This is a genomic window from Joostella sp. (assembly GCF_048266025.1).
Classification (GTDB): Bacteria; Bacteroidota; Bacteroidia; order Flavobacteriales; family Flavobacteriaceae; genus Galbibacter; species Galbibacter atrarenae.
The window spans coordinates 994749-1008953 of sequence record NZ_JBLXAF010000001.1; the positions used below are offsets into that span (position 1 = coordinate 994749).

Annotated in this window: 11 protein-coding genes; 9 read left to right on the top strand and 2 right to left on the bottom strand. The window is 32.9% G+C overall.

Annotated features, from left to right (window positions below):
* The first annotated feature begins 10 nt into the window (after positions 1-10).
* A complete protein-coding gene (locus ACN0TY_RS04235) occupies positions 11-1366 on the top strand; it encodes a DUF4302 domain-containing protein (protein ID WP_417443486.1) in 1356 nt (451 codons plus the stop codon).
* Between the two features lie 64 nt (positions 1367-1430).
* On the opposite strand, the gene ACN0TY_RS04240 is transcribed toward ACN0TY_RS04235, so the two are convergent.
* Entirely contained in the window at positions 1431-1994 is a 564-nt protein-coding gene (locus ACN0TY_RS04240; RefSeq protein ID WP_417443487.1) for a 5-formyltetrahydrofolate cyclo-ligase, read from the bottom strand.
* A 5-nt stretch (positions 1995-1999) separates the two neighbouring features.
* Entirely contained in the window at positions 2000-2407 is a 408-nt protein-coding gene (locus tag ACN0TY_RS04245) for a response regulator (protein ID WP_236957807.1), read from the bottom strand.
* Positions 2408-2626: 219 nt separating this feature from the next.
* Here ACN0TY_RS04245 and uvrC point away from each other — a divergent pair, with 219 nt between their 5' ends.
* The 8 genes from uvrC (at position 2627) to pgi (ending at position 14173) form a co-directional block, all read left to right on the top strand.
* The gene (gene uvrC, locus ACN0TY_RS04250) at positions 2627-4420 is read left to right on the top strand and encodes an excinuclease ABC subunit UvrC (protein WP_417443488.1); all 1794 of its coding nucleotides are present in this window, start codon (positions 2627-2629) and stop codon (positions 4418-4420) included.
* A 4-nt stretch (positions 4421-4424) separates the two neighbouring features.
* On the top strand, positions 4425-6653 hold the full coding sequence (locus tag ACN0TY_RS04255; RefSeq protein WP_417443489.1) for a patatin-like phospholipase family protein: 2229 nt from the start codon (positions 4425-4427) through the stop codon (positions 6651-6653).
* 80 nt (positions 6654-6733) lie between these two features.
* Complete coding sequence (locus tag ACN0TY_RS04260) at positions 6734-7894, top strand: homogentisate 1,2-dioxygenase (protein ID WP_417443490.1); 1161 nt, start codon at positions 6734-6736, stop codon at positions 7892-7894.
* Positions 7895-8026: 132 nt separating this feature from the next.
* A complete protein-coding gene (gene hppD / locus ACN0TY_RS04265; protein WP_417443491.1) occupies positions 8027-9166 on the top strand; it encodes a 4-hydroxyphenylpyruvate dioxygenase in 1140 nt (379 codons plus the stop codon).
* Between the two features lie 315 nt (positions 9167-9481).
* Positions 9482-10270: a DUF3108 domain-containing protein gene (locus ACN0TY_RS04270; RefSeq protein ID WP_236957812.1), complete on the top strand. Its 789-nt coding sequence runs from the start codon at positions 9482-9484 to the stop codon at positions 10268-10270.
* A complete protein-coding gene (locus tag ACN0TY_RS04275) occupies positions 10270-11232 on the top strand; it encodes a tryptophan 2,3-dioxygenase family protein (protein ID WP_417443492.1) in 963 nt (320 codons plus the stop codon). Before ACN0TY_RS04270 ends, ACN0TY_RS04275 begins: the two co-directional genes overlap by 1 nt.
* Before the next feature lie 6 nt (positions 11233-11238).
* Complete coding sequence (locus tag ACN0TY_RS04280; RefSeq protein ID WP_236957814.1) at positions 11239-12531, top strand: peptidoglycan DD-metalloendopeptidase family protein; 1293 nt, start codon at positions 11239-11241, stop codon at positions 12529-12531.
* Between the two features lies 1 nt (position 12532).
* Entirely contained in the window at positions 12533-14173 is a 1641-nt protein-coding gene (gene pgi / locus ACN0TY_RS04285) for a glucose-6-phosphate isomerase (protein WP_417443493.1), read from the top strand.
* Positions 14174-14205: the final 32 nt, after the last annotated feature.

A 14205-nucleotide genomic window follows, 5' to 3' on the forward strand; every position in this document is an offset into this window, starting at 1 on the left:
TTAAAACATTATGAAAAAAATATCAAAATATAGAATAGCTGTTAGTACAGTTTTTTTCGCGCTGTTTTTAATTACTTCATGTAATAATGACGAAGGCGCAGAAGATTTATTCACTGAAAATGCTGTGGAGCGTTTAGATGAACGTTCGGAAGAACTAAATAATTTGCTATTAAGTGCAGAAAATGGATGGAAAATGTATTATTTCACTGATAGTGAAGAGTTTGGTGGGTTTACTCTTTTAATGGACTTTAGAGAGGATGGTACCGTTTTAATGACTTCAGATACAGATGATGAATTACAAACTAGTGAAAGTAGGTACGATATCAAATTAGGAAATACAACCAAATTGTCTTTTACTACCAAAAATGATATTCACAATCTTGTTGATTCTTACTATCCAGTTGAGCTTAGAGGAGAAGGTTATAAAGGTAGTGGAGAGTTTTATTATATAGAAACAACCGAGACGGGAAATATTGCTTTTAGCTCAGTAAGATTTCAAGAAGGCGAATATATTGTTTTTGAAAAGGCTACTGCAGAAGATTGGGATTCTACCATAGAAGAGAGTATAGCTATGGAAGAAAATTTATTACCAGGTCCTGAAGATTCTGTATTTACATTAATTGAAGTTGATAATGGTTCTAGTGTTGAAAAATATCCTTTTGTTTTTGATGAATTACGAAGGTATATGAATTTCTCAGGAATTGATAGTGACGGTAAGGTTGTAGATAATTCTTTTGGAATTTTGTATACTCCAGACGGATTAACAGTTTATCCAAAGTTAGAGTTTGATGGAGTAGAGTTTGATAGCTTTAATTTTGATGAAGAGCAAGGTGTTTTTATTGCTGAAGAGGGTGGTATTACTGTAACTATACAATATGCAGATGCACCAGCAGTAATAAGCGATGAGGTTAATGAGATTGGAAGCGTTAATTATGAAACGTATGGATTTAATTTTGGTTGGGGAACAAGTTCTTTAACATCTAAAGGGTTTTTAAATTTAATAGATGAAGTTAATGAAAACCTTGGTCAATATGAATTCGAAAGATTTAACATCTATGCGGAAGTAGACGAAGATGGTTATGTACTAGTTGGTTTCACAATTTCAGGATATTTTGCTGGGTATTATTTCCTGCCTGAAATAAAAGATGGTAAATACGTTTTAACATATCAAGACGTAGCAGATAATAATGGACGATTTTTTGAAGAAGGTCTTCAGCCATTTTTAGATTTAATTGGTAGTGAAGAAGGGTGGTATTATGATAAATTAGGTTCTTTCACAACAGATACAAGAAACTTTTCTAATACCTCTGCAACTTTTACTAGCGCAGAAGATCCAAGTGTTAGATTCTATGGGTTGTGGTATTAAAAATTAAGATTGTATAATATTTTCAAAGCAACTTTTATTCATTTAAAAGTTGCTTTTTTTTATACTAGAAGCTGCAAATTTCATTTGGAGTTACGCAGTAATCTAATGCGATGTCATGTTGAGAAATGTCCTCAATACTTTCTTCAGGAGGGAAAAAGGAAAGACCTATTTTTATAACTTCATTGTTGCAAGACGCAAGGAATCGATCATAAAATCCTTTGCCGTATCCAATTCTATTCCCTTTTTTATCATACGCTAGTAGCGGTATAAAAACAACATCTATCTTTTTATTAGGCACTTCAATACCGTCTTCAGGTTCAGGAATCCCATATTTATTTACTTTAATAACAGTATTATCGGTGAGTAAAAAATTGGTTAGTATTCCTTCTTTAAAATTACTTTTTGAAATAATTACTTCTTTGTCTTTTCCTTGAAGAATGCTAAGGATAAAGGAAGTGTCTATCTCCTTCTGAGAGGCAATACTTAGGAAAATATGGTAATAATTGTTTTCCCAAATTTTAAGCCTTAAAAGTTGGTTTGCAATAGCGATGCTATAATCTTCTATATCGCTTTGCGAGAGAGCATCACGTTTTTTTTTATATTCTATACGAAGCTCATTTTTATTCATTATTATCAAACTTTTTCAAACATCTCTTCTAATTCCCCTAAAGATATTGGTTTTACCCAATAATCAGAAACTTCTTCGAATTCTTTGGCGCGTTCTATGTCTTCTTGATTAATAGAAGAACTCACCACATATAGTGTAATTGGATGTTCTAGATCACATTTAATTTTTACAAATTCATCTAAGAATTGCCATCCATCCATAACAGGCATATTAAGATCTAAGAGGATTACCTGAGGGACTTTATCTTTTGTAGGTTGTTCAAAAATATCTTTGAAATAAGAGAAAGCTTCTTGACCGTTTTCAAACACTAAAAACTCTTTACAAAGCTTTTTGATGTCTAATAAACGAGATAGCATTTTCACATAGAGTTTATCGTCATCGATTATGCAGGCTAGGTCTATTTTGTGGGTCATTTATATATTGTTAGGGATCAAGTTATAATAAAATAGCTGCTAAATATAGTTTTTTTTTAATACTTCAGTCTGTAAAAAAATAGCAGAGGTAGGTATTTGAATGAAATAGTTATTTTAGGCTAAATTATATCGTATTTTTACTGTGGATTAAATAAAGCTTTCTGCCAAATGTGTTTTATTTTAGATTAAATTATCTTTGTTAGAAATTGCGATTAATACATGAGTAATACTCCGATAGAAATTCAATTACAAACCTTACCCGATAATCCTGGGGTCTACCAATTTTATAATAAAGATGGTAAAATTATATATGTTGGTAAGGCAAAGAATTTAAAAAAACGAGTTTCTTCTTATTTTCATAAAAATCATGATTCTGGTAAAACTAGAGTACTTGTAAAAAAGATTGATACTATAAAGCATGTTGTTGTGGCTACAGAAACAGATGCATTGCTTTTAGAAAACAACCTTATAAAAAAATATAAGCCGAGATATAATGTATTATTAAAAGATGATAAAACATATCCTTGGATCTGTATAAAAAATGAACGTTTTCCTAGAGTTTTTCCAACGCGTAATTTAATTAAAGACGGTTCAGAGTATTTTGGACCCTATACAAGTATGAAAACAGTGCGAACGCTGTTGGATTTAATAAAAGGACTGTATCCTTTAAGAACTTGTAGTTACGATCTTGCAAAAGAAAAAATCGATGCAGGGAAGTATAAGGTTTGCTTAGAATATCATTTGGGTAATTGTAAAGGGCCTTGTGAGGGGTATCAATCGTATCAAGATTATGATAACCAGATAAAGGCTATTAGAGAGATTCTAAAAGGGAATTTTAAGGATTCGCTTTCTGAGTTTAAAATTCAGATGAAAGAATTGGCGGAAGATATGCTTTTTGAGGAGGCTCAGAAAGTAAAAGAAAAAATCGATGTTTTAGAAAACTATCAGGCTAAATCTACTATTGTAAATCCTAAAATAAGTAATGTAGATGTGTTTTCTATTGTTACTGATGATAGCTTTGGGTATGTTAATTTCTTACAGCTTTCCTATGGTTCTATTATCCGAGCACATACTATAGAAATTAAGAAAAAATTAGAAGAGACAGATAAAGAACTGCTAGAATTGGCTGTTACGGAATTGCGAACACGTTTTAATTCGCAGTCAGAAGAAATTTATGTCCCTTTTTCAATAAAAGTACCAGGAAAAATTAAGGTGACTATTCCAAAATTAGGGGATAAAAAACGTATTTTAGAACTGTCGGAGAGAAATGCTAAGTATTACCGTCAAGAACGTTTTAAGCAAATAAAGATAATCGATCCAGATAGGCATGTAAAACGTATAATGGGACAGATGAAGCAAGATTTACGTCTTTCTGAAGAACCAAGGCATATAGAGTGTTTTGATAACTCTAATATTCAAGGGACAAATCCTGTGGCTGCTTGCGTTGTTTTTAAAGATGGTAAACCTAGTAAAAAAGAATATCGCCATTTTAATATTAAAACGGTAACAGGGCCAGATGATTTTGCTTCTATGGAGGAAGTAGTTTTTAGACGCTATAAGCGACTTTTAGAAGAGGAAGAACCTTTGCCGCAGTTAATTGTTATTGATGGAGGAAAAGGACAACTTTCTTCAGCATTAAAAAGTTTAGATGTATTGGGTTTAAGAGGGAAGATTGCAATTATTGGGATTGCAAAACGTTTAGAAGAAATCTATTACCCTGGAGATTCTATTCCGATGTATTTAGATAAGAAGTCTGAGACGTTGAAGATTATTCAGCATTTAAGAAATGAAGCACATAGATTTGGAATTACATTCCATAGAAATAAAAGAAGTAAAGCAGCTATTAACTCAGAGTTGGAGAATATAGAGGGAGTTGGAGAGAAAACAGCAAGCGATTTATTAAAGCAGTTTAAGTCTGTAAAGCGGGTAAAAGAGGCTCCATTAGAACAGATTGCAGCTGTAGTAGGAAATGCAAAGGCTAAAAAAATATATCAAACTTTTCATAAAAATTAGAACCGTGTTGGCAAAGAAATATTTATTATTATTTACACTCCTATTTTCATTTTTAGGCTTCTCTCAAGAGGTTCAAAATAAAGACCCAAAAGTAGGATTGGTTTTAAGTGGTGGTGGTGCCAAAGGACTAGCTCATATTGGAGCCTTACAGGCAATGGAAGAGGCTGGTGTTCGAGTAGATTATATTGGGGGAACCAGTATGGGAGCAATCGTTGGTGCGTTATATGCTGCTGGATATTCTCCAAAGCAACTAGATTCTATTTTTCAAGAGATTAATTTTGACGTGTTATTACAGGATAAAATTCCACGTTCTGCAATGTCTTTTTATGAAAAGAATAGCTATGAAAAATATGCAGTTTCCTTGCCATTTAATAAGTTTAAATTATCCCTTCCGAGTTCATTGTCTAAAGGGCAAAGCTTATATAATTTATTATCCAAGCTTCTTTTTAATGTAAATGAAATAGAAGATTTTAACGACCTGCCAATTCCTTTTTTCTGTATCGCTACTGATGTGGAAACGGGGGCTCAAGTGAAATTGAATAAGGGATATCTGCCTAGAGCGTTGGCTGCAAGTGCTGCGATTCCCTCTTTTTTTGAGCCTGTAATGAATGATGGAAGTGTTTTGGTAGATGGTGGAGTGATTAATAATTACCCTGTGGATGAAGTGCTAGAAATGGGTGCTGATATTATTATTGGGGTAGACGTTCAAGATTCTTTAGCAACTCGAGATGAACTTCAGTCTGCTACAGATATTTTAGTACAGATTAATTATTATAACACTATAAATGCAATGGAGGAGAAGTTAAAAAAGACAGACCTTCATATAAAACCAAATATTAAACCTTTTAGTGTGCTTTCCTTTGGAAAAGGGAGAGATATTATTGAAAGTGGATATGTTGCTGCAAGTGATAAATCATTAACATTAGATAGTATTGCAAGCCTGCAAAAGCAAAAGCCCATTAAGAGATATCCTGGGAAAATTGTTGATAGTTTTTTAATTGACAAATTATCTTTTGAAGGAAATGATAAGTACACTCGAGCTTACTTAAAGGGGAAGTTACGATATAGAACTGAAGAGTATATAGATTTTGATAAAATAGATCAAGGAATGAGCAATCTTGCTGCTACAAATAATTTTAATAGCGTAAGGTATGAGCTTAGACCAAATAAGGAAGGTTATATGCTTACGGTTCCTATAATAGAGCGCCATACAGATATGTTTCTGAAATTTGGCGTTCATTATGATGGTTTGTACAAAACAGCAGCTTTGGTTAATATTACAAAAAAACATCTCTTTTTTGATGATGATAATGTTTACTTTGACTTTATAGTTGGTGATTTCCTTCGGTATAATTTTGAATATTATTTAGATAAAGGATTTTATTGGAGTTACGGAATTAAATCTAGGTTCAATACATTCTCTAAGGATGTAGAGTTCGATTTTATAAATCAAGGGCAATTGCAAGATGCCCCCGATTTAAATAAGTTGGATATAAAAATGTCGGATTTTACAAATCAGATATATATGCAAACTGTTTGGAAAGAAGAGTTTACTTTCGGGGTTGGATTAGAACACAAATTGCTGCAAATTGAAACAGAAACATTGGTTGATGATAATGGAAAGGAAGTGTATTTAGAGGATGAGAATTATTTTAGCGTTTATAGCTTCTTGAAATTTGATTCTTTAAATGATAAATACTTTCCTTCTAAAGGTTTTTTCTTTGACGGTGATTTTCATGCGTATTTACTTTCTTCAAATAAACGAGATGATTTTAGTGAGTTTTCGATTGCAAAGGCGAAAATGGGGTTTGCAACACCTTTATATAGGAGTTTGTCACTTAGTGCTTTTACAGAAGGTGGATTTAAATTTGGAGATCCCAACATTCAATCTTTAGATTTTATTTTTGGAGGTTTTGGGAATAATTTCATTAATAATATTACTCCCTTTTTAGGTTATGATTATCTTAGTTTTGGTGGAGACAGTTATGTAATGGCTACTTTCACTGCAGATTGGGAGTTTGCAAAGCAAAACCATGTAAATATAACAGCTAATATTGCAAATGCAGGGGATGATATTTTTGAGGAAGGTACTTGGTTTTCTTTACCTGATTATACAGGATACGCCTTAGGTTATGGTTATGAGTCTATTATTGGGCCTCTCCAAGGAAAAGTTCATTGGTCTCCAGAGGTAAACGAGGCGCTTTTTACGATTAGTATTGGGTTCTGGTTTTAAATACGTATAGTTTTTAAGAGTTTCTTAATGGAAATCTCCGTAAATTATTGCGATATTTGTTTAATTCAAACGTTTTCGTTATGCCTTTTTATCATAAACTCGGTAACATACCACATAAGAGACACACTATTTTTAAAAAGCCAGATGGTAGCTTGTATTATGAGCAATTATTTGGAACTATCGGTTTTGATGGAATGTCCTCAAACTTGTATCATGTACACCGCCCAACGCAAGTAAAAGAAATAAAATCTAAGATAAATGTAGCTCCAAAGGTTGCTGTCTCTAACAATATACAATCGTATCGTTTTCATGGATTCAAAATAAAACCTGAAAATGATTACTTAAAAAGTAGAAAATCAGTTTTAACAAACTCCGATTGTACAATTCAATTAGCGGCACCTAAAAAGTCGTCAGAAGAGTACTTTTATAAGAATGCAGATGCAGATGAACTTATTTTTATTCACAAGGGGAATGGGAAGCTGAGAACTCATCTAGGAAATTTAGATTTCTCTTATGGAGATTATTTAGTCGTACCAAGAGGGACTATTTATAAAATGGATTTTGAAACAGAAGACAATAGACTTTTTATTGTAGAATCCCGAAGTCCAATATACACACCCAAACGATATAGAAACTGGTTTGGACAATTATTAGAGCATTCTCCATTTTGCGAACGAGATATTCGTAGACCTTACGAATTAGAAACTAATGATGAGAAGGGAGACTTCTTAATTAAAATAAAGAAGCAAGATGAGATTTTCGATATGGTCTATGCAACACATCCTTTTGATGTAGTTGGTTACGATGGTTTTAATTATCCTTATGCGTTGAGTATTCATGATTTTGAGCCAATAACAGGTAGAATTCATCAACCACCACCAGTACATCAAACTTTCGAAACAGACACTTTTGTTGTTTGTAGTTTTGTTCCTAGACTTTATGATTATCATCCAGAGAGTATACCAGCTCCTTATAATCATAGTAATATAGATTCTGATGAGGTTTTGTATTATGTAGATGGCGATTTTATGAGCAGAAATGATATAGAAAAAGGACATATTTCGTTACATCCAGCAGGAATACCTCACGGTCCTCATCCTGGAGCAGCGGAGCGAAGTATTGGTAAAACTGAAACAGAAGAATTAGCTGTAATGGTAGATACCTTTAAACCGCTTATGCTTACAGAAGAAGCTATTGAGATTTCAGACGACTCGTATTATAAGTCTTGGTTAGAAAATTAATATTTAAAGAATATGTTGAATTATAGAGTTGATATAACAGCTCATTTAAGAGCAATGTGGTAGGTATTTGTTATTCTCAGAAATTAACTTATCGCTTATTCATATTCAAAATAATAATTATAAAAAAATAAAATGTCACAAGATACAACATCACTAAAATTAAATAAGGAAGTAGCAGAAGCTGAAGATTTTTTACCGCTTTTGGGTACTGATTACGTTGAACTTTATGTTGGGAACGCCAAACAAGCAGCGCATTATTACCAAGCAGCATGGGGTTTTCAGCCAGTAGCGTATGCTGGACTAGAAACTGGTAGAAGGGATAGTGTTTCATATGTGTTAGAACAAGATAAAATAAGAATCGTTTTAACGTCTCCTTTACAAGAAGGGGGAGCAATAAATAGGCATATTGAAAAACATGGCGATGGAGTAAAGGTAGTTGCACTTTGGGTGGATGACGCTAAGAAGAGTTATGAGGAAACCACAAAAAGAGGTGCAGAAAGTTACATGGAGCCTAAGACTATTGAAGATGAGAATGGAAAAGTAGTACTTTCAGGAATCCATACATACGGAGAAACCGTTCATGTATTTGTTGAGCGCTCAGCATACAACGGAGCTTTTATGCCAGGTTTTAAAGAATGGAATCCAGAATATAAGCCAGCAACTGTAGGTCTTAAATTTATTGACCATATGGTTGGGAATGTAGGTTGGAATGAAATGACTAAATGGTGTGAGTTCTACGCTAAAGTAATGGGGTTTGCACAATTGGTTTCTTTTGATGATAAAGATATATCTACAGATTATACCGCTCTTATGAGTAAGGTAATGAGTAATGGTAACGGTAGAATCAAGTTTCCGATAAATGAACCTGCGGAAGGAAAGAAAAAATCGCAGATCGAGGAGTATATAGATTTTTATAATGGTGCTGGAGTGCAACACATAGCCTTGGCAACAGATAATATTATTAAAACTGTAAAGGAGCTAAAATCTAGAGGAGTGGAATTTTTAAATGTTCCTGAAACATATTATGACACAGTTTTAGATAGAGTAGGGAAAATAGACGAAGATTTGCAACCGCTTAAAGAACTTGGAATTCTTATAGATAGAGATGATGAGGGTTATTTACTGCAATTATTTACAAAGCCGATTTTAGATAGACCGACAATGTTTTTTGAAATTATTCAGCGTAAAGGGGCTAAATCCTTTGGAAAGGGTAACTTTAAAGCACTTTTTGAAGCTATAGAGAGAGAACAGGAAATGCGAGGAACGCTATAAAATAGCGATTTTATTATTAAATTGATAAATAGAAACTGAACAATTTATATTCTTAATGTTAAAAAAGTTAAACTTATTTATTATGCTTGCATAATATATGTTTTGTATTAACTTTGCTCTCGCAATAGGGGTGGTGCCCTATGCAGACTTTAAGTAAAGTTTTCATAATTTAAAGTTTTGGTTGGTTAATGAAAAAAACTCGGCTTCGGTCGAGTTTTTTGCGTTTATAAACTTTTGGAATAATAATTGTTAATTGTATTGATAAAGAATTATAATGTAATTCATTTTATTATTTTTACACAATTAACTCTGACTATGAAGAAGATAATCTTAGCGATAACAATATTTTGGCTTTCAGCTTTTGTGAATCAAAATGAGACAAAAGAACAAAAAGCTTTTCAAGACGGAGAATGGTTTAAGTTTAGAATCCACTACGGAATCTTCAATGCTAGTTATGCTACACTACAAGTTAAAGATGAATATCTAAATGGGAAAGAAGTTTACCATGTAACAGGAATTGGTAAAACTACAGGATTAGCTAGCTTGTTTTTTGAAGTTAATGACGATTACCAAAGTTATTTTGATAAGACTACTGGTCAGCCTTATAAATTTATTCGAAAAATAGATGAAGGAGGGCATACCAAAGATTTAGAAATAAACTTTGATTATAAAGCAAAAAAAGCAACTTTAAAAGATCATAAACACGATACAGAAGAGTATTTTGATATAGATAAAGGGGTTCAAGACCTTATTTCTGGATTTTATTTTCTTAGAGATCGCGTAGATAGAACTACCGTAGCAGCTGGAGATGAGTTCGTGTCTGATATGTTGTTTGATGATGATGGGATATTTAAATTTAAACTTAAGTATTTAGGGAGAGAGGTTTTAAATACAAAATTCGGTAAAGTAAAATGTTTGAAATTCAGACCTTATGTGCAGTCTGGACGTATTTTTAAAGAAGAAGAAAGTTTGACTTTATGGGTGTCTGACGATGAGAATAAAATACCAATACGAATAAAGGCAGATATCCTTGTAGGTTCAATAAAAGCAGATTTAGAAGAATTTAAAGGATTGAAGCATCAGTTTAAAATTCAAATGAATTAATGGCAATTAAACCAGAAATTGAAGCTCAAATTAAAGAGCTTGAAGAGAAGTATAAAAATTCAGGACAAGATCTTAGTGCGTATTTAGATGGTCTGCTTTATGAAAAGTATCTTACATATTGGGATTATATCCATTTAGATACATTGTTAAGCCTGCAGATTCCACGTACACATTTCCCTGATGAAGAAATTTTTATTACTTATCATCAAATTACAGAGTTGTATTTTAAGCTTATTATTCATGAGCAAAAGCAGATTATAGATCATAAACTGAATGATGCAGATTTTATGATCACCAAAATCGGAAGGATTAATAATTATTATAAAATTTTAATTAATTCTTTTAGTGTTATGATTAATGGGATGGACAGAGCTCAGTTTCTAAAATATAGAATGGCGCTTCTTCCAGCCAGTGGATTTCAATCTGCTCAATTTAGAATGATAGAGATTTATTGTACTCCTTTTTATAATTTATTGCCTGAAAATGCAAAATCAGAATATACACCAGAAAGTAGTCTAGAAGATCTTTTTGAAAATATTTATTGGAAAAGAGGAGCTGTAGATACTAAAACACAAGAAAAAACGCTTACATTAAAGCAGTTTGAATACCGTTATACTCCAAGGTTTATGCGAATAGCCAAAGAGGTAGAAGGAGTGACGATTTATGAAAAGTATTTAAACTTTCCAAAAGAGGTAAAAGAGAATCCTTTATTGATTAAAGCGATGAAAGAGCTAGATGTAAATGCAAATGTAAATTGGAACTTGATGCATATGGGCGTAGCTTATAAGCATTTAAGTAAAGATAAGCAGACAATTGATGCTACTGGAGGTACCAATTGGAAAGATTATTTACCTCCAAGTTTTCAGAAAATCATCTTTTTTCCCGAAATTTGGAGCGATTCAGAAAGAGCCGACTGGGGAAAACAGTGGGTGGAGCATATGTTAAACCCTCAAACAAATTAGTAGTAAATGCCAAAGAAGATTGTAGGACTTTTGTTTATTGCGATACTAACTATTTTATCGTGTAAAGAAGAAGAGAAGAAAGTAGAGGAAGTGGGTGTTGTGGAAGCAGAAGGATTGGAGCCCGTTGAAGTGAAAGAATTTGGTTATGATTTAAACCAATATCTTGTTGTTAGAGATACAATAAAAGCTGGCGACAGTTTTGGTGAGATTTTACAGCGTAATAATATAGGATACCCTGAGATATATAATATTGTTGAAGGGGTAAAAGATTCATTTAATATAGCAAGCCTTCAAGTAGGAAAACCTTATACATTATTGTGTACTAAGGAAGATTCTTTACAGAAGCCAAAATGTTTTATCTATCAACCAAATAGCATAGATTATGTGGTGGTAGATTTTGCTGATTCTACATTAGTAAAAAAGGGTAAAAAAGAAGTTAAGCTTGTAGAACGTGAGGCTTCAGGAATTATAAACGGTTCTTTATATCAAACACTTCAGGAACAAGGGTTAAGTCCTATTGTAGCTTATAAAATGTCTGATATCTATGCTTGGACTATAGATTTCTTCAGAATTCAGAAGGGAGATAAGTTTAAAGTTTTATTTACTGAAAAGTATATAGACGATTCTATTTATGCAGGAGTCGATAAGATTAAAGGAGCATACTTTGAGCATAATGGAGAGCCTATTTATTCATTCCGTTTTGAGTCTGATTCTACAAAACATATTGTTGATTATTTTGATGAGAATGCTAAAAATTTAAGAAGAGCTTTCTTGAAGGCGCCAGTTCAGTTTAGTAGAATTTCATCTCGTTATAATTTAAATCGTAGAATTGCTTACTACGGAAATAAAGTGAGACCACATAAGGGGACTGACTTTGCTGCACCAGTTGGAACACCAATTTTATCTACAGCAAATGGTACCGTAATAGAATCTACCAGAAGAGGTGGAAATGGTAATTATGTAAAAGTAAAACACAATTCAACTTATACAACTCAATATTTGCATATGCAGAAAAGGAAGGTGAAAGTAGGTGAGTATGTTAAACAAGGAGACGTTATTGGTTGGGTTGGTATGACTGGAAATACTAGTGGACCCCATGTTTGTTACCGTTTCTGGAAAAATGGAGCACAAGTAGATCCGTTTAGACAAGATCTTCCAAAAGCAGAACCTATTGGAGATTCGTTGAAAGTGAAATATTTAGCTCATATAAAACCGATAAAGCAACAATTAGACGCAATAGAATATCCTTTGGATAAAAGCTCTGAAGAAGGAGAATATGTAACCGAATTAAATCAATAAGATGCCATTATCAGCAATCAACCCAACCAAGACAGAAGCTTGGAAGAAATTAGAAGAACATTATAGTACTTTTCATAATACATCGGTAAAGAGTTTGTTTGCTCAAGATGATAAAAGAGCAGAGAAGTTTACCATTCAATGGAATGATTTTTATGTAGATTTTTCTAAAAATAGAATCGATGATACTACGGTTAATTTACTTCTAGAACTAGCTACAGAGGTCAACTTAAAGGATGCTATAGAAAAATGTTTTACTGGAGATATTATTAATGAAACAGAAGGGAGAGCAGTGCTTCATACAGCTTTAAGAGCCAAAGAAAGTGAGAAGATTTTTGTTGATGGAGAGAATGTTGTTCCTGAGATTTATGAGGTAAAAGAAAAAATAAAAGCGTTTACAGAAAGTATTATTTCCGGAGAGAAGAAGGGGTATACTGGGAAAGCGTTTACCGATGTTGTAAATATCGGAATTGGAGGATCAGATCTTGGGCCAGCAATGGTCACAGAAGGACTCCAATATTATAAAAATCATCTTAATGTTCATTTTGTAAGTAATGTAGATGGAGATCATGTGCATGAAACTATCAAGAAATTAGATCCTGAAACTACTCTGTTTGTAATTGTTTCTAAAACTTTTACAACGCAAGAAACATTGAGCAATGCAACAACTCTTAAAAAGTGGTTTTTAGAATCTGCCACTCAAAAGGATGTTGCTGCACACTTTGTTGCTGTGTCTACGAATCTAGAAAAGATAAACGAATTTGGAATAGATTCTAATAATGTATTCCCAATGAAAGATTGGGTTGGAGGAAGATTTTCATTATGGAGTGCTGTTGGTTTGTCTATAGCGCTAGCAGTAGGGTTTGATAATTTCAACAAGCTGCTGGGGGGAGCTCAAGCCATGGACGATCACTTTAGAGAAACTCCTTTCGAAAGAAATATTCCAGTAATATTAGCACTTTTAAGTGTTTGGTATAATAATTTTTATGGAGCAGAAAGTGAAGCTTTAATACCTTATTCTCAATATTTACATAGGCTCTCAGCATATCTTCAGCAGGGAACTATGGAGAGTAATGGAAAGAGTATGGATCGTGCCGGAAACCCAGTAGATTATCAAACGGGAACTATTATTTGGGGAGAACCTGGAACGAATTCACAACACGCATTTTTTCAATTGATTCACCAAGGGACTAAATTGATTCCAGCGGATTTTATTGGGTTTATAGAGTCACTTCATGGAGATAAAGATCATCATGATAAGTTGATGGCCAATTATTTTGCGCAGACGGAAGCTTTACTTAACGGAAAAACAAAAGGAGAAGTAAGAGAGGAGTTAGAAGGAAAAGATATTTTAGAAGAAGAAATTGAAAAATTACTCCCTTTTAAGTTATTTGAAGGAAATAAGCCTACAAACTCCATACTTATTGATAAGTTAACACCGCAAGCCCTCGGAGAGATTATAGCAATGTACGAGCATAAAATCTTTGTTCAAGGAGTAATTTGGGATATTTTTAGCTTCGATCAATGGGGTGTGGAATTAGGGAAACAATTAGCCTCTACAATACTTACCGATATAAAAAGCGAAAAGATTAGTAATCATGATAGTTCTACGTTAAATCTTTTGCGATTTTATAAAAACAGTTAACATATTTTGTTAAAATCTAAAAACGTAACATT

Coding starts and splice junctions, on each gene's coding strand:
- ACN0TY_RS04235 (WP_417443486.1), top strand. CDS start 11: ATGAAAAAAATATCAAAATATAGAATAGCTGTTAGTACAGTTTTTTTC.
- ACN0TY_RS04240 (WP_417443487.1), bottom strand. CDS start 1,994: ATGAATAAAAATGAGCTTCGTATAGAATATAAAAAAAAACGTGATGCT.
- ACN0TY_RS04245 (WP_236957807.1), bottom strand. CDS start 2,407: ATGACCCACAAAATAGACCTAGCCTGCATAATCGATGACGATAAACTC.
- uvrC (WP_417443488.1), top strand. CDS start 2,627: ATGAGTAATACTCCGATAGAAATTCAATTACAAACCTTACCCGATAAT.
- ACN0TY_RS04260 (WP_417443490.1), top strand. CDS start 6,734: ATGCCTTTTTATCATAAACTCGGTAACATACCACATAAGAGACACACT.
- hppD (WP_417443491.1), top strand. CDS start 8,027: ATGTCACAAGATACAACATCACTAAAATTAAATAAGGAAGTAGCAGAA.
- ACN0TY_RS04270 (WP_236957812.1), top strand. CDS start 9,482: ATGAAGAAGATAATCTTAGCGATAACAATATTTTGGCTTTCAGCTTTT.
- ACN0TY_RS04275 (WP_417443492.1), top strand. CDS start 10,270: ATGGCAATTAAACCAGAAATTGAAGCTCAAATTAAAGAGCTTGAAGAG.
- ACN0TY_RS04280 (WP_236957814.1), top strand. CDS start 11,239: ATGCCAAAGAAGATTGTAGGACTTTTGTTTATTGCGATACTAACTATT.
- pgi (WP_417443493.1), top strand. CDS start 12,533: ATGCCATTATCAGCAATCAACCCAACCAAGACAGAAGCTTGGAAGAAA.